This window comes from Listeria valentina (assembly GCF_011800755.1).
Taxonomy (GTDB): Bacteria; Bacillota; Bacilli; order Lactobacillales; family Listeriaceae; genus Listeria; species Listeria valentina.
Genome location: NZ_JAATJW010000015.1, coordinates 1 through 22,649 on the forward strand (window position 1 = coordinate 1; position 22,649 = coordinate 22,649).

Genomic DNA, 22,649 nt, shown 5'->3' on the forward strand with positions numbered 1-22,649 from the left:
ATCTAAGATTTGTTGGTATAATAATGAAAAAATGTAATTCGAGATTTTTTAGGTTTACAAAGAATTAGACTTAATGTAAAATTAAAAAACAGCTAATATTTCATTTTATAAAAGAGGGTTGGTCATGAATTATAAATATTTGCATAAAATTTTCAATGAGATGAGCAGTGAAGCGTATCAAAAAGAAAAAAAGAAGAGAATAGAAGGATATGGAGCTATTCGCTTAGATTTTGAAATAAAAACGTTTGGCTTTCCAGATAAGTTTAAACTATTTTTTTATAGTCACCCCAAAATGATGGCAAATGCTGAGAAAATAATGGTAGATAGCGAAAAAATAAAAAAAATAGCCAGAGATCTTCCTGGAATTGCCAAGGAATCTTATCAAATTAATACTTTGGTAGAAGAAATGCAAGGAACTAATGAAATAGAAGGTGTGAGAAGTTCCAGAGCAGAAATGAGAACGGGGCTAAGAAAGATTATTCAGGATAATGCTGAGCTGCTTAGACATAAAAGCTTGATCAAAAGTTATTTAAAATTACAGCAAGAAAAAGTAGCTTTGCTATCGACTCCTCAAGATGTAAGAGAGATTTATGATTATCTAGTTTTAGATGAAATTAAAAAAGAGGATCTTCCTGATGGGGAGATATTTAGACGAGGGCCTTCTGAATTAACCAAATCGAATAGCGGGAAAGTTGTTCATAGAAATACAATGACAGAGGAAACGTTGAAAGAAGAAATTCAAAAAATGATCCATTTCATGAATGACGACGAATTACCTTGTCTCCACAAGATCGCAATTGGTCACTTTATCTTTGGCTATTTGCATCCCTATTATGATGGAAATGGCAGAACTGCGAGGTATATTTCTAGTATCTATCTGAAAAAATTATTGAATCCGATTACTTCGCTATCGTTATCGAAGGCGTGTAAAGATAATTTGAAAATATATGTTGATGCTTTTTCTAGTACCAATAGTTTTAAGAGCGCTGGGGATTTAACTTATTTTATTGATGCTTTTTTTGATATATTAAATCGCGAACAAACATCAATCATAGCAGATCTTAAAGAAAAAAGAGAGCGTTTAAAAGAAATTCATAAGCATTTACAAGATGATGTAGAACTAAGTGATAGGGAAGCCTCTGTTCTGTTTATTTTATTTCAAGAATATATTTATGGTGAATTTTCAGAAGGCGTTACTAAAGATGATATTTTAAAATACGACCATTCGATTCCTTCCATCTATATTTTTAACCAAATTAAGGATAGCTTAGTTGAAAAAGGGGCGATTAAAATCATCAAGAAAAGACCTATTACTTTGACTATTGCCCCCAATTATTTTAGCTTTTTGTAGAATGAAAGTTTAGTAAAAATCCAAAAAAACCGTCTGTTCAAGCATACAGATGGTTCTTTTGGATTTTTTAAGCGAAATGGTGCTTTGTAGATGAAAAAGTTTTCTCTTGACTTTTTTTTCAATATCCATATAATTAGTTAGGCAAACTAATTAAAAAGGAGGGAAGGTCGAATGCAATCAGAAGAGCGTGAATTGGGATATTCGGTTATTCGGGCGTTTATGAATTTTAAGCGAGCGGAAATGATGAACTTTCATATTGATGGCTTTACGAAGGCAGAAATTCGCTTCATGTTTACATTGTTTCGGGGGATGCGAATTAGTAACTCAGAACTTGGCGTGAGCGTAAGCGAAATTGGTAAACGGCTGGGCATTTCTAGACCGAGTGTGACGCAACAGATTAATGCCCTCGAGAAAAAGGGACTGATTACGCGTATTCAAAATCCGGAAGATAAGCGCGCGGCGTACCTCAATTTTACGGAAAAAGGGGAAAAATTAACGGATCAGATCATTCATTACTTTCATGAAAGCTTTATCGACATGAAGAGTTATCTGGGCGAGGACGATATGCGGACTTTGATCCGACTACTAAGCAAGCTGACAGATTATCTGAACAGCAAAGCAAATCATGAAGAAGGAGGAATTCCCAAGTGATGCGTTTAATGAAACGGCTGAAATCCTACTGGCTTGGGATTGCAGTTGTACTACTACTTACTTTTATTCAGGTTTTAGGTCAGCTTTATTTGCCTACTTTAATGTCCAACATTGTGGATAAAGGGATTGTACAAGGCGATAAAGGCTATATTTGGAAAACGGGTTCGTTCATGCTACTTATTTCAGCAGGAGCGGTACTGCTTTCTGTCATCATCGTTTACATTGCTTCAAGAATTTCGATGGGCTTTGGGCGAGAATTACGGGATAAAATTTTTAATCAAGTCGAAAACTTTTCTTTGCAGGAATTTAATAAAGTTGGAACGGCTTCGCTTATTACAAGAACAACCAATGATGTGGTGCAAATTCAAAATGTAATTTATATGATGTTACGGATGATGGTAATGGCGCCGATCATGTTGATTGGTGGGATTATTATGGCCGTCAGTCATGATGCCAAATTATCATTGATTTTCGTCATCGTATTGCCAATCTTACTTTTACTTGTAATTGGACTTGGCGGAAAAGCCATGCCGATGTTTAAAAAATTACAAAAGAAAATGGATAAATTAAACCGAGTGATTCGGGAAGGTCTTACTGGGATTCGAGTGATTCGCGCGTTTAACCGCAACAAGGATGAACTTGCGAAATTTGAAGAAGCCAACAATGACTATGCGGTTACAGCCATTGGCGTCAACCGTTTACTTGCTCTCATGAGTCCGATCATGATGCTGGTTATGAACTTAACTAGTATTGCTGTCATTTGGATTGGCTCGCATTTTATCAGTAACGGCAGTATGATGGTCGGCGATTTAATGGCGTTCATTCAATATGCGATGCAAATTATGATGAGCTTCATGATGCTTTCAGCTGTTTTTATTTTCATTCCACGTGCAGGGGCTTCAGCTGAAAGAATCAACGAGGTGCTCGAAATGCAAGCTGAGATCATTGATCCTGCCACACCGAAAAATGGTGAAAAACCAACACGTCTCGAGTTCGATCAAGTATCTTTCCGCTATGAAGGTGCTGAAAAACCGGTTATCGAAAACATTTTCTTTAAGGCGAAAGCGGGGGAAACGGTGGCAATTATCGGAAGCACGGGTTCAGGGAAATCTACGCTAATTAATATGATTCCGCGTTTTTATGACGTCGAAACAGGTTGTGTCAAAGTGGATGGCGTCGATGTGCGTGAAATGAGTCAAGCTGCTTTACGTGAAAAAATCGGTTTAGTTCCACAAAAAGCTGTTTTATTCACGGGTGATATTGAATCGAATATGCGGTACGGGAAAGAAAATGCCACAGAAGAGGAAATTTGGGAAGCTCTCGAAATTGCCCAAGCGAAAAACTTTGTCGAACGCGGTTCTAAAGGTCTTCAAGCGCGCGTTGAGCAAGGTGGGAATAACTTTTCTGGCGGACAAAAACAACGGCTTGCGATTGCGCGAGCGCTCATTCGTAAACCAGATATTTACATTTTTGATGACAGTTTTTCAGCGCTCGATTTTAAAACGGATGCTGAACTTAGAAAACGGTTAAAACCAGAAACAGAAGATGCAGTCACATTGATTGTGGCACAGCGGATTACTTCGGTGGTGGATGCGGATCAAATTATCGTGCTAAACGAAGGTAAAATAGCAGGTATCGGCACACACGAAGAACTTAAAGAGTCGAACGAAATTTATCAAGAAATTATGCGTTCGCAACTTTCAGAGGAGGAGATAGCATGAGTCCAGGACACGGTCATGGTGGAGGCATGGGAGTGACCTCAAAACCGAAAAACTTTGGTAAAACTTTATCGCGTCTACTTGGCTACATGAAGCCGAGAACGATTGCTATTTCAGTGGTTTTCCTATTTGCGATTCTTTCAACGATTTTTAATATCTTTAGCCCGCGAGAACTCGGGAAAGCAACGACAGAGATTTTTAAAGGTATTATGAGTCCAGCTGGAATTAATGATGATGCGATTTTTGATATTTTATTTGTAGTTCTCTTGCTTTATCTTGGAAGCTCGATTTTTAACTTCATTCAACAATTCGTGATGTCAAGCGTTGCCCAACGAACAGTTTATGATATGCGAAAAGATTTAAAAGAAAAAATGGCGCGTTTGCCGCTTCGCTACTATGATACTCGTTCAAATGGGGATATTTTGAGCCGAGCTGTTAATGATATGGATAACATCGCGAATACTTTGCAACAGTCGCTTACACAAGCGATCACAGCAGTTGTCCAACTTGTCGGCGTTCTGATTATGATGCTTACGATCAGCTGGCAAATGACATTGATTGTTGTCGCGACGGTGCCACTTAGCATCATCATTGTGGCGATTATTGCAGGGAAGTCGCAAGCTTTCTTTGCAGCCCAACAACGCAATCTCGGGATTTTAAATGATACCGTGGAAGAAACTTACGGCGGGCAAACGATCGTCAAAGCGTTTGGGCAAGAAAAAAACACACTGGATACGTTTGAAACGGTCAATGATGATTACTACAAAGCTGCTAAAAAAGCACAATTTATTTCAGGAATCATGATGCCGATGATGCAATTTGTTGGGAATTTGGGCTATGTGGCAGTCTGCGTTGGTGGGGGGATTTTCGTAACGAACGGAACACTCCAAGTTGGGGATATCCAAGCCTTTACGCAATACGTTCAACTCTTCTCGCAACCAATTTCGAGCGTTGCGAATATCGCGAACGTCATTCAATCGACCATTGCTTCTGCAGAACGGGTATTTGAAATTATGGATGAACCAGAAGAAACAGATACGATTCCAGAACAAATCCCAGTCGTAGAATCGGAAAAAACGAGCATTGTGTTTGACCACGTGGAATTTGGCTATACGCCTGACAAACCGCTGATGAATGATTTGAACATTAAAGTAAACGAAGGTCAGATGGTTGCAATTGTGGGTCCGACAGGTGCTGGGAAGACTACGATCATCAATTTGCTAATGCGCTTTTATGATGTAAATGGTGGCGCGATTCGAATCGAAGGTGTGGATACACGCGATATGACGAAAGATGATGTTCGTTCGAAATTTGGGATGGTCTTGCAAGACACTTGGCTTTTTAATGGAACAATCGCTGAGAATATTGCTTATGGCCGCGATGGGGCAACAAAAGAAGAAGTCATTCAAGCTGCAAAAGCTGCTTATGCTGATGAATTCATTCGTCGCTTGCCGGGTGGCTATGATACGATGCTCAATGAAGAAGGATCAAATATTTCGCAAGGACAAAAACAACTCTTAACGATTGCAAGAGCGATTTTATCTGATCCGTCGATTCTCATTTTGGACGAAGCGACATCAAGCGTGGATACGCGGACAGAGCTCAACATCCAACTTGCGATGGGGAACTTGATGGAAGGGCGCACGAGTTTCGTGATTGCCCACCGCTTGTCGACGATTCGCGATGCCGATTTGATTCTTGTCATGAATCACGGAAATGTGATCGAACAAGGCACGCACCAAGAACTATTAGCCGAAAATGGCTTCTATGCCGATCTTTATAATAGTCAATTTACAGGCGCTCAAGCCGTCTAAGTAAACCCCCGAAAGATTTTCTTTCGGGGGTTTTTATTTTGGATGAGCATCTTATTTGTTCTTTTATACCCCGTAGGGTATTATAAGCGATGAAGGAGTGAATTTGATGTTTCAAAAAATACCATCCATCCAAGTAGCAGAGCTTATAGAGCTTAAAAATCCAGTGATTATTGATGTCAGGGAAAGTTATGAGTTTCAAGCAGGGCACATTCCGAAAGCAAAAAATGTTCCGCTTTCAAAGATTGCAAGTTACGAGCCACAAGGAACTACCTATCTTATTTGTGCATCTGGCATGAGAAGTAAGCGCGCCACGAAAATGCTTCTCAAAAAAGGCTATGATGTAATCAATATTCGTGGCGGCATGAGCCAGTGGCAAGGCCCGACTAAAGGAGGAGCAAAATGAAAATTGTGATTGTTGGAGGCGTCGCAGGCGGAATGTCCGCAGCAACGCGATTAAGAAGATTAAATGAAGAAGCAGAAATTGTCGTGCTAGAAAAAGGACCTTATGTATCTTTCGCTAATTGTGGATTGCCTTATTACATTTCGGGTGAAATTAGCGAACGTGAAGATTTGCTTGTTCAAACCCCAGAAAGTTTGCGGGCCCGGTTTCGGATTGACGTGAAGCCGTTTCATGAAGTTCTTGAAGTCAAGCCTAATAAAAAACAAGTGGTAGTTCAAAATCAAACTGAAACATTTGAAATGAGTTACGATAAGCTGATCCTATCTCCAGGAGCAAAACCCATCACACCACCAATTCCGGGATTAAATGACACGAAAAACTTGTTTACGGTGCGGTCGGTTCCGGACGTTGATGCGATCGAGCGTTTCATCCAAGAAGAAATCCCTCAAAAAGCTGTTGTGATTGGCGCGGGATTTATTGGCATGGAGATGGCGGAAAGTCTTGCGAGGCGGGGGATGCAAGTAACGATTGTTGAGAAAGCGCCCCACGTGCTTCCGCCGCTAGATGCGGAAATGGCTGTTCGAGTTGAGCAGGAGCTTACAAAAAACAACATCAATTTACAGCTTGGAAAAGGTGCCGCAGCCTTTCAGGATAAAGGACGCAAGATTGAACTTGAAGACGGCGAAGTGCTTGTTAGTGACTTAACGATTTTTTCGATTGGCGTTGCACCGGAAACGAGTCTTGCGCAGGCAGCTCAAATTGAGACGGGGCTTCGTGGGGGCATTATCGTAGATGAAAATTATGAAACGAGTGCGAAAGACGTCTATGCGATCGGGGATGCGATCGTGGTCAAGCAAGAAGTGAGTCAGCAAGATGCCCTCATTTCGCTTGCTTCTCCTGCGAACCGTCAAGGTCGAATGCTTGCAGATATCATTTTTGGAAAAGCTCGACCGAATAAAGGCTTTCTTGGAACGGCGATTGTTCGGGTGTTTGATCTTGCAGCGGCAGCGACAGGACTAAATGAAAAGGCGCTTCAAGAGGCGGAAATTCCTTACATGGCCGTGCATATCCAGGGGAAAAGTCATGCGAGTTATTTTCCAGGGAACACGCCGCTTCTTTTGAAAGTGCTGTTTGAAAAAGAGAGTGGCCGGATTCTTGGGGCACAAGCGGTTGGTGAAAACGGCGTTGATAAACGGATCGATATTTTGGCGACGGCGATCAAAGCGGGCATGACGATTTGTGACCTCCCGGAACTTGAATTTACTTATGCACCTCCGTTTGGCTCTGCGAAAGACCCGGTCAATATGGCGGGCTATGCGGGCTTGAATTTGCTTGAAGGGCTATCTGAAAATATCCAGTGGCACGAGCTCGAAGCCGAAAGAGCAAAAGGAGCAGTCTTGCTAGATGTCCGCGGTCAAGCTGAAATCGAAAAGGGGAAAATCAAAGGGGCGATCCACATTCCACTTGACGAGCTTCGTGCGCGGGTTTTGGAACTTGAAAAAGACGTCCCGATTGTTGTAACCTGTCAAGTAGGGCTACGTGGCTATTTAGCGGAACGGATTTTAAAAAATGCTGGCTATCAAGCTAAAAATTTAGATGGCGGATTTAGTTTATATCAAACAATCTTGCCGGAAGAGGTGGAATAAATGTATTTATCGACAACAACAGCTGAGCTTCGTCAAAGCTTAGCAAACTATCAAATTTTAGATGTACGTGATGCAGAAGATTTTCAAAAAGGACACATCCCAAAAGCACAAAATATCCCGGTTCATGAGTTAGGAGAACGGTTCACTGAACTTGATCCAGAAGCGGATTATGCGATCATTTGCTACGCTGGCGGACGCTCGGAGCAAGCTTCGATTTTTCTAAGTGGCAAAGGGTATCAAGTCACAAATGTAATGGGAGGAATGGGCGCATGGCAGGGCGATCTGGAGAATTAATCTATGATGCTAAAATGAAAAATCGCTTGAAGCGGGCAGAAGGGCAAATTCGCGGTATTTTAAAAATGATGGAAGAAGAAAAAGAATGTCGTGAAATTGTGACGCAATTAAGTGCAGTTCGAACAAGCGTAGATCGAGTGATTGGGCTGGTTGTAGCTCAAAACTTAGCAGCTTGTATAGAAAATGCTGAACAAGATGGAACGGATCAAACGGATGCCTATATCGAAGAAGCGATTCAATTGCTTGTAAAAAGTAGATAAAAGTAAAGCCAAGAAGGTGCATTCGAACTTTCTTGGCTTTTTCGTGGCTGTTATTCAATATTAGACAAACTCGAAGAAAAAACAACAAGATAATCGCTACTAAAAAGTTACACAAATAAAAAAGCAGAGTTACTTGGTATCCATTTTAAACAATGGCTAGCACCAAGTTCTCTGCTTTTTTTATTTAAAATTCATTTCACATCTAAATGATCAAAATGTTTCGGCAAGACGGCAAGCTTCATCGCAACCTGCCTTGATAATCGCTTGTGCTTTATCCGGAGTGGCATTGTGTCCTTCCACAACAAGCGTTTCAACATCAGTTACACCGAAATGGTTCAAGATGTTTTTAACATAGCTTAAAGACATTTCATGACTTTCAAGTGGACCATCCGAATAAATCCCACCACGTGCATTGAGTAATGCCACTTTCTTATCGCCTACAAGCCCGACTGGACCTTCTGGCGTGTATTTGAAAGTTTTTCCCGCTTGATTTAAGTAAAATAGATAAGTTAAGAATTGCGCTGGAATACTGAAATTCCAAAGAGGGAAAGCCATAACGACCTTATCCGCTTCCAGAAATTGATTTAAGTAACCATTCGCAATATCAGCAAGACGTTTTTCTTCTGATGAAAGAGGCTCGCCAGCCACTTCTTTATGTAGTCCGCTCATCATTGTGCCATCGTAATAAGGTAGATCAACTTCAAATAAGTTTACTTCCGTTACTTGATCGTTTGGGTGGCTTGCTTTGTAGCTTTCTAAGAAATTTTCATACAAGGCTACACTAACAGAACTGTCAGCTGGACGCCCATTAGCCTTGATAAATAGTACATTTGACATATTTGTTTTTTCCTCCTAAAAATAAAGTCCTTTTATTAGTGTAGCTGAATGCGTTAACATTGGCAAGTTAAAAGCTTACAAAAAGTTAGTAGCAAGAAACAAAGGAAACAGCATTTCTCACTTAAAAATGCTAAAATAAAACAGATAGGAGTTGATCGACTTGGAAATCAGAGAAATACAAAAAGAAGAAATTCATCAAATGAAAAAATTACGAGATTACGCATTTAGAACTTCATCAGGAGGTGGAGAAGAAGACTTTTTCTACTGGATGGACCATGGAAATCGCCTAGGTGCCTTCAAAGATAACGAATTAGCTGCACAAGTTGTGACTTATCCGCTTGAAGTCATGCTATTTGGCGAACGTTATCAAATGGGTGGGATTGCCTATGTGGCGACCTATCCAGAGCATCGCCGTGGCGGCTTGATCCGACAACTGATGACAAAATCCATTGAAGCGATGAAAGAAAAAGGACAAATCGTTTCCTATCTTCACCCATTTGACGTCAGATTTTATCGTAAATTTGGCTACGAATTAGGGTTTCATATGGCGCATCTTCATTTAAAACTGGATCAATTTGTTCGCAAGCCAAGCGGAATCGGTCAAATCAAGCGAATCAACCATTCCAGCCCAGAGTTTGCTTTTATAAAAGAAGTTTACCATCAATATTCGAGCGCGCATCAAGGCATGCTTGTCCACGATGAAGCTTGGTGGGCACGGCTAACTCGTCGTGGCTTCACTAAGGAAATGGCACTATACTTCGACGAAAATGGCGAAGCAAAAGGTTATCTATCCTTTGGGTTTGAAGGAACCAAAATGATCATCCGCGAATTGATCGCGCTGACAAGCGAAGCTGAAAACGAGTTGTGGGCATTTATCTCAAGCCACGATTCCATGTTTGATATCGTTGAATTAGAGAACACTGGAGACATCCAAGAACTGGCACTAGGATTGACTAATCCGACAGCTCTCAAAGTGGAAGAAGAGCTCTCCTACATGTTGCGAATTGTGGACGTCAAAGAATTTTTAAGACGCTATCCATTTAAAAACCATGAAAAACCACTATATATCCGAGTAACTGATGAAGTAGCTCCATTTAATAGTGGTGTTTATAAAATTGAAGATGGAGTCTTACAAGAAAACGACAATGGAGAAACTTATGAAAACTTGCTAGAAATAGAGATTGGGACCTTGAGCCAAATGCTCCTAGGGGCTGTTCGTCCGCGGATGTTAAATGCGTATCACAAAATCACAGCAAGTGAAGAAACGATTAGTTTACTGGAAGCAATCATCCCACAAACTTCCCCACGATTTTATGACCATTTTTAATGCGAAAAGAGGACGCCACAAAGGGCGCCCTCTTTATTATTAATGTGGTAAGAAGTTAGGCTTCAAAATTTGTAAAGGCGTATGGGTAGAAGAAAGAGTTCCTTCTTTAACGAGTTTTTTCAAGTGTATCGAAATAGCACTCTGTGACAAACCGCACAAAGAAGCAAGCACAGACTGGTTAATAGCAGAAGGAAGCAAGATGCTTTCACCAGTTTGTTCCCCAGAAGCGCTAGCAATGACTTGAAGCATGCGGTCAATCCGTTCTTCGGTTGGAAACTTATGAATATGAAAGATAAGCTGAGCAGAGCTAAGCTCACGTAGGGCAGTTAAAAAAAGAAAGTTCAAATGCTTAGGCTGCGCATAAAGGTGATCCATCATAAAGTCACAGTCAATTTTGTAGGCGGATAAGTTGGAAGCTGCCCGAAGTTGTCTTGGAAATAAATTCAAGCAACCCTTAAAATTATCGTATAAACTTTCCGGTGAATAAAGCTGGTTAGAAGTTAAAAGGTAAAGCACTTCACGTTCATTACCTTCAGTCCAAGCTTCGACGAATGCAACACCTGATTGAACCAAATAAAAGAAATTAGAAGAATCATTAGGCTCAACAATAATATCGTTTTTTCGAAAGGAAACTTCTTGGATGTAACGAGTCGCAAGATCAGAGGAAGTATAGAGATAGTTGAGCAATTCTTGCATTTTTAGTGCAGCACTGTGATCATCAACAAAATTCATATCATCCCTCTTTTAGTGAAATATAATACATTAAAATAATAATAGATAGTTTTTTGAAAGTCAATTTACTTGTATGTATTTAAACGTTTAAAGTTATAATTATGAAATAAAGAGAGATAACGAAAATGGATAACAGCGATTTTTAGAGTTATTCTTTGGCGGTTGTCGTATTTTTATACAATTTCTTCTCTTTGTATTGTATAAAAAGCAGTCCCTTCATCCTAAGCGATGAAGGGACTGCTTCTAGATTCATTCTTTATTTTTTAGCAGACTGACTATACGCCACGAAATAATCTAGTTTTTCCGTATTGGTCAGATGGGCATTGCAACTTTCTGCATCTTGGCAGATATAATTACTAAGTGCTTTATAAGTATTTGCCTTCGAATTTAAAGTTACATCTACTGTGAATAAACCCACTTCTGTTACTTGATTACAAAAATGACAAATATCTTTCTTTTGACTAGGCAAAAAGCTTCCTTTTAAAGCGGCTAATTTGCCTTCGTACTCATAAACCATGAATTTTTTCATCGAACCGGCATCGAGCCAGCTTAAATAAGTAAGCTGTTTCCGTTTTTCATCTGTAAGTTCTGGCGGATGTAGTTTTTTTGTTTTTTTAAACATCTTTTTGAGTTGTGCTTCACTAATTGAAGGAAATGGATAAATATAAGAAGTAAGCGATTCTTTAAATTTTTCCAGATCTTGCTCGTTTTTAATTTCAGCAAGTGGCTTTAAAAGAGCAGCTTGTTCTTGAGTTAACGCTTCAAAAAGGCTTTCTGCTTTACTTAGCGAGTAAAACGCAAATTCTTTTTTTATTTGAACATCATTTACACTTCGTTCCGCATCCAAGACTTGCTTGGCATGACGCATAATGGCATTAAAAAGATGATTGGGAATAAAAGCTTCCACAGTTCAACACCTCCATAATTCATTTTAAAGGAAGAAAAGCATCGTTGTATAGTACTGAAAACATTTCTTAACTGTTTTAAAGAAGACCTGCTAGTAGTCAACAGGTCTTTTGGTAGATGATATTCTTAATGGTATTTTCCGATAGAAAGTAAGTTTTAGCTAGCTCTTGCATAGAGATTCCTTCTTCAAAAGCTAGTTTAATCGCTTCGTTTCGCTTTTTTAATTTTGATTTGATTCCTGAATTTTCCCCCCACGCGCGTTTTTTTCTAGCGGGAATATAAAGCGTTGTCCCTGCGGCGTATTTTTGAATTTCTTCAATAAGGGATTCTGGAAGCACATCTTCGACAGATTGATATTTCATTTGGCTCGCTCCTTTATTATTTGGTCAAATAATAAATCGGCAAAACCATTTTACTTGGCGATTTTACAATTGAACCATTCCAAACAAAGTATCGCCATTAAAAAGGCTTTGCCTGGAACGTTTGAGTAAGAGCTGTCATAAAGCTCGTCACCTCCCGTTTAATAAAGATAATATAAGCCTTTTTATTAAATTTGTAAAGTAAATTTTAATGAATTGAAAACATGGAGTCGAAATCTGAGCAAAGGATTGCTATAATAGAAAGGAGGAGAGGTGAGCGTTTTGAATTTCGGTGAAAAATTGATAAATTTACGTAAGAAAAATCGGTTAACGCAAAAAGAATTAGCGAAAAAAATTGGCGTCACACCGTCTACGATCAGTAAGTATGAAAACGGGACGCACAAACCACCTATTTTTATGTTGGCTCTTTTAGCGGAAACGCTTGGAACCACAACAGATTTTTTGCTTGATGACGTAGCAGCGCTTCGAGAAAAAAACTCGGTTAATGCCTTTCCACTTATCGGCAATCCAGAACTTGAAAAGTGGTATCTCGAATTGCCTTATTCCTTTTCAGAAAAAGATTTAAAATTAATAAAAGAAATTTCAGATGTGATTTTAAAACAAAGCAAATGAGTTTTCCTAAGAACTAGGAAAACTCATTTTTTTATTTCTTGGGGCGATCGGGAGGCTGATTACTACTTGGTGGCGTTCTCCTGTAGCCAAGGAAACTTTCCGCCACATAGTTGGAAGGTGGGAAAAACATAGAAGTTTGCGGGATTTGACTTTCGATTTTCCTCATCTTTTGAGAAAATTTCATGTGTAGCATCGAAGTGCGAGCAATTTGATTATTAAATGAAGAAATCGAAATATCTAAGACCACAGTTTCTAAATTGGCGAAACGAATAAAAGTTTGATTGTTATCGGCGGACTGATAATCTTTAATGTGTTGTGGGAATATCCATACACAATGAGGATTTTGCGGAGAAGTAGTAGGAAAAGCATAGGTGAATGAAATCGGATCAATAATAATTGGTGGTTTGTGAGTAATTCCGATCAGATGCTTAGTTCCTTCCTTGCGACCGTCATAATTGGCGCCGAAATATTTGCAACTAGTTTTAATTAATTCAAAGGGGGTAAACTTTGATATAGAGTGAGAACCAAGTTCCATTACCTCTGAGTAAAGCGACCCACCTGCTTTATAGGGCAAAATAATCATCGTATGAGGATTCACCTCATAAATTTGCTGATCTTGCATTTTCTTCATTTCAAGCATCTCCTTCTAAGATTGTCTTTAATATTTATGAAAAGAAGTTTGGAATAAGAAACTTCTAGCCATCTGTTTATGTCAGCTAGTTATTTGTTGGCTATTATAGCACACAAGTTTTCCTGCGTCAGTAGAATTTAGAAAAGTTGAATTTTTGAAGCTTTTGATGATTTTTGAAGCCAATTTAAGCATTTTTCAAGCGAACTTGGCCATGAAAATCTTGAAAAGGAGTGATTAGTCGTGGAAATGCGTGATTTTTCAAATTCATTAATGAATCAAGTCGGTCTGTTAAAGGGCGAGAAAGAACTGACCAATGTTTTTATTGAATGCTACATGACAATGCTCCTAGAAAAACGGAAAGAAGAACAGCTAAAACTTGAAATTGATCAGGCGCTTGATGATGGAGATGCAGAACGTTTTGGAGAGCTTACGAATAAATTGCTAAAATTAAAGAAGGAAATGCTGGAATTTAAATGAAATTTGTGAAAAACTAAGATAGTGCAAGCTATCTTAGTTTTTTTGCGTCATGAAAATTCGATTTTAGCAACTTTACGGAAGGAAGAAAATCCGTTACAATAAGAAATAAAAACATACGTTCGGTGGTGATGAGATGACGCTTCAATTTATACTTGGGAAAGCAGGATCAGGAAAGACAACTAAGCTCATTCAAGAAATGAAAAAAAACGAGGCACAGTATCCAAATGAACAACAGATTTTGATTGTTCCAGACCAAATGACGTACCAAATGGAACGCTTTCTTTTTAATGAAACAAAAGCCAAAGGATTAATGAATATTCAAGTTTACAGTTTTAACCGAGTTGCTTGGCGAGTCTTGTCAGAAACGGGTGGACTTGGAAGAACTTTTTTAACAAGAACAGGGACAGAAATGCTGCTGCGCGAAGTCGTAAAAGAAGAGGCAGACCGGCTACATGTCTTCCATAAATCCGCTAAGAAGCGCGGCTTTTATAAAGAATTAACGGAGCTGTTCAAGGAATTTAAACAATATGAAGTGGAACAAGAAGCTTTTAAAACAGAAATTGAAAATCCAGCAACGAAAGAAAAAATGTTGGATGTTTCTTTGCTATTCGAAAAATACCAAGAAAAGTTGTATGGAAAATTTTTAGAAAGCGAAGACTATCTTAAACTTTTAATTGATAAAATGCCGAGCAGTTCTTACATTCAAAATGCTTCAATCTATTTAGACGGTTTTGATAGTTTCTCGAAACAAGAACTTTCAGTTATTGAAGCGTTACTCAAACAAGCGAATCAAGTGAAGATTGCTTTGTCACTCGATCAGGCTTCACTTGGAGGCAGAAATAACTTATTTAGCATGTTTGATTTTAATTTAGAATCCTATCAAGCTATCACGCAAATTGCTGAGACAGCTAGCATCGGGATTGAACCAGCTGTTTACTTAACAGATTTCAAACGATCTACGAAGGAAGGTTTATCGCGTCTAGAAAAAGCTTGGAGTGGAAATGCATTTGAAGCGTTTGAAGGCTCTCCTGAAGGTGTGAACTTACACCAAGCAAATAATCGTCGTTCTGAGATAGAAGGCGTTGCTCGTGAAGCGGCAAAACTCGTGCGAACGAATGAGTATCGCTATTCTGATATGGCAATTTTGATTCGTAATATGGCAGATTATGAAGAAATTGTGCACTCGGTTATGACACGTGATGCGATTCCTTACTTTTGGGATAAAAAACGTGGGATGGCAAGGCATCCTTTGATTGAATTTATTCGTTCAAGTTTGGAAGCTGTTTGGCAAAATTGGCAATACGAACCGCTTTTTCAGGCCGTTCGAACGGAAATGCTATTTCCGCTCGAAGAAAGCCAAGAAACTCTTCGTTTTAAAGTGGATCAATTTGAAAATTATCTCTTGGAAAACGGAATCTACAACAGGAATCGTTTTCTTGCCAGTGAAAAGTGGCACTACCGCAAGATACGTGGGCTGGCCACTAATGTTGGCGTCCAAACAGATGCTGAACTTGAGATGGAAGAACGGATCAATGAAGTGCGAGGTATGATCACGGAGCCGCTCTTGTTTTTGGAAGAGCAGGTGGCGCGTAAAGGTACAGGAAAGTCGCTTGCAGCTGGGTTATTTGCTTACTTGGAGCACGTAAAAGCTGCTGAGCGGATGGAACTTTGGCGTGCCCGAGCGGAGCGAGAAGGGTTTATTGAACTTGCGCGTGAACACGATCAAGCTTGGAAAGCGGTTATTTCGCTTTTAGATGAATTTGTGGAAGTGCTCGGTGAAGAAGAACTGACACGCGAGGATTTTCTAGAGGTGATTCAAACGGGACTAGAAGCTTTGGAATTTTCGCTACTTCCGCCTGCACTCGATCAGTTGATTGTGACCGATATGGAACACGCACGTTTGCTTGAAGCGAAGGTTGTATTTGCGGTTGGCTTAAATGACGGTGTCTTACCGCGACGAGTGAGCGATAAAGGGATTTTATCGGAAGAAGACCGAGCAATTTTGCAAGAACGAGGAATTTCGCTTAAACCATCTAATCACCGTGCGCTGCTCCATGAAGAATTCATTGCATATCGCGTATTTACTTCGGCAAAGGACGCGCTTTATTTAAGCTATCCGGCAGCGGATGAAGAAGGGAAATTGCTTGCTCCTTCCAATTATATCCGCAAAATAAAAGCGATTTTTACTGGACTTCAAGAAGAAGTTTATTTGGCGGATCCGAGTTTGCTCACGGAAGAAGAACAGAAAGATTATATCGAAGCGCGAGAAGAAACACTTGGACTTCTGACATCGATTCTTGGGATGTACAAACGTGGTTATCCGATTATGCCCATTTGGTGGAAAGTCTATAATTATTTTGCCACTCAAAATGATAAAGGGGCTGAGCGGATTTTAAGCAGCTTAAATTATCAAAACAACACCGGCGTTCTTGCAGAAGAAACGGCTTCTGGCTTATTCGGTAAGGAAATTCATGCCAGCGTTTCGCGAATGGAGAAATTTTTCAGTTGCGAGTTCCAGCACTTTGCGCGTTACGGGTTAAGGCTTGAAGAACGGGCGACTTATCAACTGGAAGCGGTGGATATGGGCGAGATCTTTCACGGGGCGATGGAATGGATTTCAGCTGAACTTAAAAAACGCGGTACGGAATGGGGCAATTTGACGGAGGAAGAATGCCTTGCTTTTTCTGAACAGGCGATGAATTATTTGGCTCCTAAATTGCAGCACGAAATCTTACTAAGTACAAAGCGGATGGCTTATATCAAATATAAACTTTTCCATATTATTGCGCGGGCTGCTATCGTGTTAAATGAGCAGGCAAAAGTGAGCGCTTTTCGCCCGGTTGGTTTAGAGGTGGATTTTGGTCGGAGCAGTCAAATTCCTGCGATGAAAATCCCGCTTAAAGGGGGGCACGAGTTGCTTCTTCAAGGCCGAATTGACCGCGTGGATGAAGCGGAAAAAGATGGACGAAGTTTTCTCCGGATTATTGACTATAAATCAAGTGCACATGACTTGAAACTACCTGAAATTTATTACGGGATCGCACTCCAAATGCTGACGTATTTGGATGTGGTTGTTAGTAATGCGGCTGAATTTATTGGCAAGCAAGCTGAACCAGCAGGCGTTCTTTATTTCCATATGCACAACAAATTGATTTCTGCAGATACGCCACTTGATGAGGCTGAGCTGCTAAAAGAAGTGAAGAAAAGCTATAAAATGAAAGGCCTTGTTTTACGAGATCCTGTTACGATTACATTAATGGATGAAGAATTGGAAAATGGCGGTTCTTCGCTTATTATTCCAGCAGAAATTAAGAAAGATGGCTCTTTAAGCGCGCGTTCAAAAACTGCAAGTAAAGCGGAATTTGATGAGATGCGCCGCTTTGTTCGGCACAAGTATCAAGAAGCTGGGAATAAAATTTTAGATGGTGAAGTGGCAATTAATCCTTATAATATGCAAGACCGGACGCCTTGTCAGTTTTGCCCTTTCCGTTCGGTTTGTCAATTTGATCCTGGCGCGGAAAGCGAAAAGTATCGCTATTTGAAAAATGAAGACCCTAAATCGATTCTAGAAAAAATGAAAGAAGAGGGAGGTGAAGCGAATGAGACCAATTCCTGAAAAACCTGAAAATGCAACTTGGACAGATGAGCAGTGGCAAGCTATCCATGCGGGCGGAGAAAATATTTTGGTTGCAGCAGCAGCGGGGTCCGGGAAAACAGCTGTGCTTGTTAATCGCATTATTAGCCGCTTGTTAGATGAAGCGAATCCTTGCAATGTGGATGAACTTTTAGTGGTTACATTTACGAATGCTGCAGCAGCTGAAATGAAGCACCGGATTGGGCAAGCTCTTGAAAAGGAATTGGAAAAAAATCCGGATTCACTTCATTTGAAAAAGCAAATTGCGCTGCTAAATACGGCCACGATTTCAACTTTGCATGCGTTTTGTCTAGACTTGATTCGGAAATATTATTACCGCACGGAAGTAGATCCCGATTTTCGCTTGATGGACCAGGTGGAAAGTATGCTTTTGCGGGATGAGGTTTTGGATGCATTTTTGGAGCGTGAGTTTGCTGAAGAAGGGAATGAAGCGTTCTTTCACTTGGCAGACACGGTGACAGATGACCGTTCGGATCAAAATTTAGCGGATCTTATTTCCAAGCTCTATGATTTTTCGGCAGCAAATCCAGATCCTGCGAAATGGCTTGATGAAATGGTTTCCTTTTATGAGGAAACTGATGGTAAACAAATTAGCGATTTACCTTATTATTCACTGATTGTCGAAAGCATTCGAGCAGAGATTGAAAAAGCAAAAGATCAATTGGAACTAGCAAGACACATGAGCGAGGCACCAGGAGGCCCAGAAGGGTATTTAGAGACCTTCCAAGATGATCTGAGACAAGTAGAGGAGTTGCAAGCTTTAATGCAGCAAGCGTCGTTTGATGAGCTAGGAGAAGCTTTTCAAGGGGTGTCTTTTAAACGAATTGCTACCCTTAAAAATAAAGATGAACTTGATCCAGCCTTGATTGAGCGCGCTAAGAAAGCTCGAGATGCGGCTAAAAAGGCGATTCAAGGAGCCACTGAAAGCTGGTTCAAGCGAAAAGATAGCGAATACTTAGCTGACCTTGCGAGCATGCAAAAAGACGTGGCAACACTTGCCAAACTTGTAAAACAATTTTCAACTGAATTTTTTGCGGTAAAAGAGCAAAAAGGCGTATTGGATTTTAATGATCTGGAGCACCTCGCGTTAGCCATCTTGCAAGAACAAGACGGTTCGAAATCCATCGTTGCACGTGAAATGACCGAGCGATTTAAAGAAGTGCTCGTTGATGAATATCAAGATACAAACCTTGTGCAAGAAATGATTCTTTCGCTATTGACGATTCCAAATGAAGCATCTGGCGACTTATTTATGGTTGGTGATGTGAAACAATCGATTTACCGTTTCCGACTAGCTGAACCAACTTTATTTATGGAAAAGTACCGGCGCTATTCGAAGGGAAATGCTTCTCAAAGTGGTGGCTTGAAGATTGATTTGTCGAAAAACTTTCGTAGTCGGGCAGAAGTTTTAGATGCTACTAATTTTATTTTTAGACAAATTATGGACCAAAGCGTAGGTGAAATCGACTACGATGCCGATGCGGAGCTTTATCTTGGGGCGAATTATGAAGAAGCAGAACAAATGGAAACAGAACTCTTAATTGTAGATCGCAATCAAGAAGAAAAAGCTGAAGCGGCAAGTTCTGCTGATGAAATGAAAAAAGATCAATTAGAGGCACGCGCGATTGCTCGGCGAATTGAAGAACTTGTTGAGTCGCGTTTCCAAGTCTTTGATAAAAGTTCTAGACAGTTTCGCCCGGTTGAATATCGGGATATCGTTATTTTGTCGCGTTCGATGACAAGTGCAACCGATATGGAAGAAGCAATGCGTGAACGGGATATTCCCTTTTATGTAAGCAGCCAAACAGGTTATTTTGAAGCGATTGAAGTAGCTGTAATGATCTCGCTTCTTAAACTAATCGATAACCCGTACCAAGATATCCCACTTGCTTCCGTTTTACGTTCGCCGATTTTTAGCCTTACCGAAGAAGAACTCGCACAAATTCGCTTACAGAAAAAGCAAGGCTACTTCTTTGCTGGATTACAAGAATATGCGCAAGAAAACGGGGATGCGCTTTCGGACAAACTAAACGAATTTTTGACTAAGCTGAAAAAATGGCGGGACTTGTCAATTCGTGAAAGCTTGACCGCACTAATCAGCCAAATTTATGAAGATACGCAGTTTTACGAATTTGTTGGCGGCTTATCTGGCGGTAAAACCCGTCAAGCCAATTTGCGGGCGCTTTATGAACGTGCTGGGCAATATGAAAAAACAGCTTTCCGCGGTTTGTTCCGCTTCATTCGCTTCATTGAGCGGTTAGAACTTCGCGGGGAAGACTTGGGAACTGCGAAAACCCTCGGCGAAAAAGAAGACGTGGTTCGGATGATGACGATTCATGCAAGCAAAGGCTTGGAATTCCCAGTTGTTATCTTAGCAGGACTGAATCGCAAATTTAATCGCCGCGATATTACGGCAAAAACTTTGCTAGACAAAGATTTTGGCTTTGCAGCAAGCTACACGAATACAGAAAAACGGATTACCTATCCAACGATCATGCAGCGCGCCGTGAAGGCAAAAAAAACGCGCGAGATGCTCGCTGAAGAGATGCGAGTTCTTTATGTCGCTTTGACGCGCGCGGAAGAAAAACTCATTTTAGTAGGGACTGTTCCGAAGTGGGAGGATACCTTGGCGCACTTTCTTGCGGTGAAAGATACGGAAACTACCCTTCTCCCAGCAAGTGTGCGTTTGAGCGCATCGACTTATTTGGACTGGGTTGGTCGTGCTTTTGTCCGCCATCCTGATTTTTTGCGGCAAACAGAGGCAAGCGGTTCGGAGACCATTTCACCACTTTCGACGGCCATGAAACTCAAAGTGACGATCTTGACGCAAGATATGGTTACGCCTGCCGCTGAAAAAGCGGAAGCAGCCAATTTTATGAAGGAAGTTCAAGCGTTTCAAGAGGTTCCAATTGGTCAGGATACCGCGGAAATTGCGCAGATTCTTGAGTTTAAGTATCCGCATAGCGCAGAAACTGGCATTTATTCCAAGCAATCGGTAACCGAGCTGAAACGACAATTCCAAATTCAAGATAGTTTTAGTGATGATCGATTTGTTCAAACGTTGAAGGGAGCGTCTCTTGAGCGTCCGAAGTTTTTACAGACCGAAAAGAAACTGACAGGTGCAGAAATTGGGACTGCAATGCACACGGTTATGCAAGCCGTTCCGCTCGATGTGCCGCCGACAAGAGAAAGCTTGACGCAGCTGCTTACGCGGATGGTCGAAGAGGAGAAACTAACAGAAGTCGAGAAACAAGCCATTAACGTTGAACAAATTTGTGCGTTTTTTGATACAGAATTGGGGGAAGCCTTGTTTGACCCAGCGAGCGAAATTAAACGAGAAGTGCCGTTTGTCTATCAAATTCCTGCTCATGAAATTCATTCGGAAGCGAAAACGGACAGCTCAGTTCTTGTTCAAGGAGTTGTGGATTTAATTCTCGTTTACGCGGACCATGTTGTGCTAGTGGATTATAAAACGGATCGAATTCGAGGTAAGTATCCAAGCGAGGAAAATGCGATGGCGGAAATGAAAAGGCGTTATGAAGTTCAATTGAAATTGTATCGCCAAGCAGTAGAAGCCATCCTCGAGAAGCCCGTTAGTGGAACGTATCTTTATTTCTTCGATAGTCAAGATTTGCTTGAACTTTGAGTTCCATTTGGCGACGTGGTATGATAATGCTATTGAATTTAAAGTGTATAGAAAGAGGGACAAATTTATGTGGGGATATCTTCATTTGATTTCTTGGGCTGCCATCATTATTTTGACGCTAGCTGCTTGGATCAGCTATCCGAAATCAGAAAAGGGTTTTACCATCTTTGCGATGATTGACCGCGTTTTCTATTTGGTGCTGATTTTGAGCGGGATCATGATGATTCAGTACAGTATTGAAACAAATTGGCTTGTTGCAATCTTCAAGATTTTGATGGGCATTGTGACGATTGGCGTTATCGAAATGCTACTTAGCTTTCGCAAGAAAAAGCGCCCAACTGGCTTGTTCTTAGTTTTATTTGTGGTTGCTGTAGTTATCACTATTGCGCTTGGTTTTTATTTATCAGGTGGAGCGCCACTATTTTAAAAAAAGGCTGGAGTGCGTGCACTCCAGCCTTTTTTTATAGTAAGTTTTCTTCAAGATAAATCGCAATGCCATCTTCTTCGTTAGATTTTGTGACCGTGTTTGCAGCGCTCTTAGCTGCATCAATGGCATTTCCCATCGCTACGCCAACACCAGCATAATCAAGCATTTCAAGATCATTGGCTTCATCGCCAAATGCAATTACATTTTTGGTTTCAAAACCAAGTGTTTTAGCAGCTTTATCAACGCCGATTGCTTTATGGATACCGTGTTTCACGACTTCCACTGCAGGCCAGCTTGCTCCCCACGTGTGATAGGAAATCACATGAGACAATGCATCATCAAGATGGCGGCTGATGGTGTTGAGCTGTTCAGTTTGTCCAAAGAAAAGCACGGAAGTAGGGTTCGCCGTAATTTTATTTCTTAGATTACCAATGAAAACCTCCCCAGTTCCTGTCTTAAAGTTTGCGGGTACGCTGTCGTCGCCACGTGCGAGAAAAACGCTATCTTCTACTTCTGCGGCAATATTTGAAAGCGGGAATTGCTTTGTGTAATCAAGTAGTTCGTGAACGATGGCAAGATCAATCGCTTGGTGGTAACTTCCAGTATATGAAGCATCAAGCGGGTGATGTAAAACAGCGCCATTAAAATTGACGATCGGAGACTTTAGTTCTAATTCGCGATAATACTGGCTGCTTAGTCGAAATGGTCGTCCAGTTGCGATCATTACTTCGTGTCCTTTTTCGCGTGCTCGATTTAAAGCGCTTTTTGTTCGCGCTGAAATGGTTTGATCTTCTTTTAAGGTTGTCCCATCAAGGTCCAATACGATTAGTTTTTTATCCATAATTGACTCCTTTATTTATAAATTCATTTATTAGCGACTCTTTG

At 40.5% G+C, this 22,649-nt stretch carries 20 protein-coding genes; 14 read left to right on the plus strand and 6 right to left on the minus strand.

The window, feature by feature from the left end:
* The first annotated feature begins 124 nt into the window (after positions 1-124).
* The 8 genes from HCK02_RS05540 to HCK02_RS05575 all read left to right on the plus strand — a co-directional run bounded on the left by HCK02_RS05540 (position 125) and on the right by HCK02_RS05575 (position 8,134).
* Positions 125-1,351 (plus strand): Fic family protein, encoded by a 1,227-nt coding sequence (locus HCK02_RS05540; protein WP_167629106.1) that lies wholly within the window; start codon positions 125-127, stop codon positions 1,349-1,351.
* Between the two features lie 171 nt (positions 1,352-1,522).
* Complete coding sequence (locus HCK02_RS05545) at positions 1,523-2,002, plus strand: MarR family winged helix-turn-helix transcriptional regulator (protein ID WP_167629107.1); 480 nt, start codon at positions 1,523-1,525, stop codon at positions 2,000-2,002.
* Complete coding sequence (locus HCK02_RS05550; RefSeq protein ID WP_167629108.1) at positions 1,999-3,723, plus strand: ABC transporter ATP-binding protein; 1,725 nt, start codon at positions 1,999-2,001, stop codon at positions 3,721-3,723. The genes HCK02_RS05545 and HCK02_RS05550 overlap by 4 nt, the downstream gene beginning before the upstream one ends.
* Positions 3,720-5,534 (plus strand): ABC transporter ATP-binding protein, encoded by a 1,815-nt coding sequence (locus HCK02_RS05555; protein WP_167629109.1) that lies wholly within the window; start codon positions 3,720-3,722, stop codon positions 5,532-5,534. Before HCK02_RS05550 ends, HCK02_RS05555 begins: the two co-directional genes overlap by 4 nt.
* A gap of 106 nt (positions 5,535-5,640) precedes the next feature.
* Positions 5,641-5,937: a rhodanese-like domain-containing protein gene (locus tag HCK02_RS05560; protein WP_167629110.1), complete on the plus strand. Its 297-nt coding sequence runs from the start codon at positions 5,641-5,643 to the stop codon at positions 5,935-5,937.
* Positions 5,934-7,580 (plus strand): FAD-dependent oxidoreductase, encoded by a 1,647-nt coding sequence (locus tag HCK02_RS05565; protein WP_167629111.1) that lies wholly within the window; start codon positions 5,934-5,936, stop codon positions 7,578-7,580. Before HCK02_RS05560 ends, HCK02_RS05565 begins: the two co-directional genes overlap by 4 nt.
* Entirely contained in the window at positions 7,581-7,874 is a 294-nt protein-coding gene (locus tag HCK02_RS05570; protein WP_167629112.1) for a rhodanese-like domain-containing protein, read from the plus strand.
* Complete coding sequence (locus tag HCK02_RS05575) at positions 7,850-8,134, plus strand: metal-sensitive transcriptional regulator (protein ID WP_115753175.1); 285 nt, start codon at positions 7,850-7,852, stop codon at positions 8,132-8,134. Before HCK02_RS05570 ends, HCK02_RS05575 begins: the two co-directional genes overlap by 25 nt.
* A gap of 210 nt (positions 8,135-8,344) precedes the next feature.
* Here the strand turns inward: HCK02_RS05575 and HCK02_RS05580 are convergent, their stop codons facing one another.
* Positions 8,345-8,971, minus strand: coding sequence for an FMN-dependent NADH-azoreductase (locus HCK02_RS05580; RefSeq protein ID WP_167629113.1), 627 nt, complete (start codon positions 8,969-8,971; stop codon positions 8,345-8,347).
* A 160-nt stretch (positions 8,972-9,131) separates the two neighbouring features.
* Between HCK02_RS05580 and HCK02_RS05585 the strand changes: the two genes are divergently transcribed.
* Positions 9,132-10,298 (plus strand): GNAT family N-acetyltransferase, encoded by a 1,167-nt coding sequence (locus tag HCK02_RS05585; RefSeq protein ID WP_167629114.1) that lies wholly within the window; start codon positions 9,132-9,134, stop codon positions 10,296-10,298.
* Between the two features lie 39 nt (positions 10,299-10,337).
* Here HCK02_RS05585 and HCK02_RS05590 read toward each other — a convergent pair whose 3' ends face one another.
* From HCK02_RS05590 to HCK02_RS05600, 3 genes are all read right to left on the minus strand, one after another.
* Positions 10,338-11,030, minus strand: a complete 693-nt coding sequence (locus tag HCK02_RS05590) for a Crp/Fnr family transcriptional regulator (RefSeq protein WP_167629115.1) — start codon at positions 11,028-11,030, stop codon at positions 10,338-10,340.
* Between the two features lie 256 nt (positions 11,031-11,286).
* Positions 11,287-11,937: a FusB/FusC family EF-G-binding protein gene (locus tag HCK02_RS05595; protein WP_167629116.1), complete on the minus strand. Its 651-nt coding sequence runs from the start codon at positions 11,935-11,937 to the stop codon at positions 11,287-11,289.
* 97 nt (positions 11,938-12,034) lie between these two features.
* Positions 12,035-12,298 carry a CD3324 family protein gene (locus HCK02_RS05600; RefSeq protein ID WP_167629117.1) on the minus strand — a complete coding sequence of 88 codons (264 nt, stop codon included), beginning with the start codon at positions 12,296-12,298 and terminating at the stop codon, positions 12,035-12,037.
* A 279-nt stretch (positions 12,299-12,577) separates the two neighbouring features.
* On the opposite strand from HCK02_RS05600, the gene HCK02_RS05605 reads away from it, so the two are divergent.
* A complete protein-coding gene (locus tag HCK02_RS05605; RefSeq protein ID WP_036071350.1) occupies positions 12,578-12,928 on the plus strand; it encodes a helix-turn-helix domain-containing protein in 351 nt (116 codons plus the stop codon).
* A gap of 31 nt (positions 12,929-12,959) precedes the next feature.
* On the opposite strand, the gene HCK02_RS05610 is transcribed toward HCK02_RS05605, so the two are convergent.
* A complete protein-coding gene (locus tag HCK02_RS05610) occupies positions 12,960-13,559 on the minus strand; it encodes a competence protein ComK (RefSeq protein WP_167629118.1) in 600 nt (199 codons plus the stop codon).
* A 240-nt stretch (positions 13,560-13,799) separates the two neighbouring features.
* On the opposite strand from HCK02_RS05610, the gene HCK02_RS05615 reads away from it, so the two are divergent.
* From HCK02_RS05615 to HCK02_RS05630, 4 genes are all read left to right on the plus strand, one after another.
* Positions 13,800-14,036, plus strand: a complete 237-nt coding sequence (locus tag HCK02_RS05615) for an IDEAL domain-containing protein (RefSeq protein ID WP_115753156.1) — start codon at positions 13,800-13,802, stop codon at positions 14,034-14,036.
* Positions 14,037-14,169: 133 nt separating this feature from the next.
* Positions 14,170-17,652, plus strand: coding sequence for a helicase-exonuclease AddAB subunit AddB (gene addB / locus HCK02_RS05620; protein WP_167629119.1), 3,483 nt, complete (start codon positions 14,170-14,172; stop codon positions 17,650-17,652).
* Positions 17,636-21,337 (plus strand): helicase-exonuclease AddAB subunit AddA, encoded by a 3,702-nt coding sequence (gene addA, locus HCK02_RS05625; RefSeq protein ID WP_167629120.1) that lies wholly within the window; start codon positions 17,636-17,638, stop codon positions 21,335-21,337. The genes addB and addA overlap by 17 nt, the downstream gene beginning before the upstream one ends.
* A 67-nt stretch (positions 21,338-21,404) precedes the next feature.
* Entirely contained in the window at positions 21,405-21,764 is a 360-nt protein-coding gene (locus HCK02_RS05630) for a YisL family protein (RefSeq protein ID WP_115753154.1), read from the plus strand.
* A 34-nt stretch (positions 21,765-21,798) separates the two neighbouring features.
* On the opposite strand, the gene HCK02_RS05635 is transcribed toward HCK02_RS05630, so the two are convergent.
* A complete protein-coding gene (locus tag HCK02_RS05635) occupies positions 21,799-22,605 on the minus strand; it encodes a Cof-type HAD-IIB family hydrolase (RefSeq protein WP_208970445.1) in 807 nt (268 codons plus the stop codon).
* Between the last annotated feature and the right edge of the window lie 44 nt (positions 22,606-22,649).

Bases quoted from the DNA above. Each gene is read 5' to 3' on its own strand.
- HCK02_RS05580 (WP_167629113.1), bottom strand. From the start codon at position 8,971: ATGTCAAATGTACTATTTATCAAGGCTAATGGGCGTCCAGCTGACAGT.
- HCK02_RS05555 (WP_167629109.1), top strand. From the start codon at position 3,720: ATGAGTCCAGGACACGGTCATGGTGGAGGCATGGGAGTGACCTCAAAA.
- HCK02_RS05610 (WP_167629118.1), bottom strand. From the start codon at position 13,559: ATGAAGAAAATGCAAGATCAGCAAATTTATGAGGTGAATCCTCATACG.
- addA (WP_167629120.1), top strand. From the start codon at position 17,636: ATGAGACCAATTCCTGAAAAACCTGAAAATGCAACTTGGACAGATGAG.
- HCK02_RS05600 (WP_167629117.1), bottom strand. From the start codon at position 12,298: ATGAAATATCAATCTGTCGAAGATGTGCTTCCAGAATCCCTTATTGAA.
- HCK02_RS05635 (WP_208970445.1), bottom strand. From the start codon at position 22,605: ATGGATAAAAAACTAATCGTATTGGACCTTGATGGGACAACCTTAAAA.
- HCK02_RS05565 (WP_167629111.1), top strand. From the start codon at position 5,934: ATGAAAATTGTGATTGTTGGAGGCGTCGCAGGCGGAATGTCCGCAGCA.
- HCK02_RS05590 (WP_167629115.1), bottom strand. From the start codon at position 11,030: ATGAATTTTGTTGATGATCACAGTGCTGCACTAAAAATGCAAGAATTG.
- HCK02_RS05575 (WP_115753175.1), top strand. From the start codon at position 7,850: ATGGCAGGGCGATCTGGAGAATTAATCTATGATGCTAAAATGAAAAAT.
- HCK02_RS05545 (WP_167629107.1), top strand. From the start codon at position 1,523: ATGCAATCAGAAGAGCGTGAATTGGGATATTCGGTTATTCGGGCGTTT.
- HCK02_RS05630 (WP_115753154.1), top strand. From the start codon at position 21,405: ATGTGGGGATATCTTCATTTGATTTCTTGGGCTGCCATCATTATTTTG.
- HCK02_RS05540 (WP_167629106.1), top strand. From the start codon at position 125: ATGAATTATAAATATTTGCATAAAATTTTCAATGAGATGAGCAGTGAA.
- addB (WP_167629119.1), top strand. From the start codon at position 14,170: ATGACGCTTCAATTTATACTTGGGAAAGCAGGATCAGGAAAGACAACT.
- HCK02_RS05570 (WP_167629112.1), top strand. From the start codon at position 7,581: ATGTATTTATCGACAACAACAGCTGAGCTTCGTCAAAGCTTAGCAAAC.
- HCK02_RS05560 (WP_167629110.1), top strand. From the start codon at position 5,641: ATGTTTCAAAAAATACCATCCATCCAAGTAGCAGAGCTTATAGAGCTT.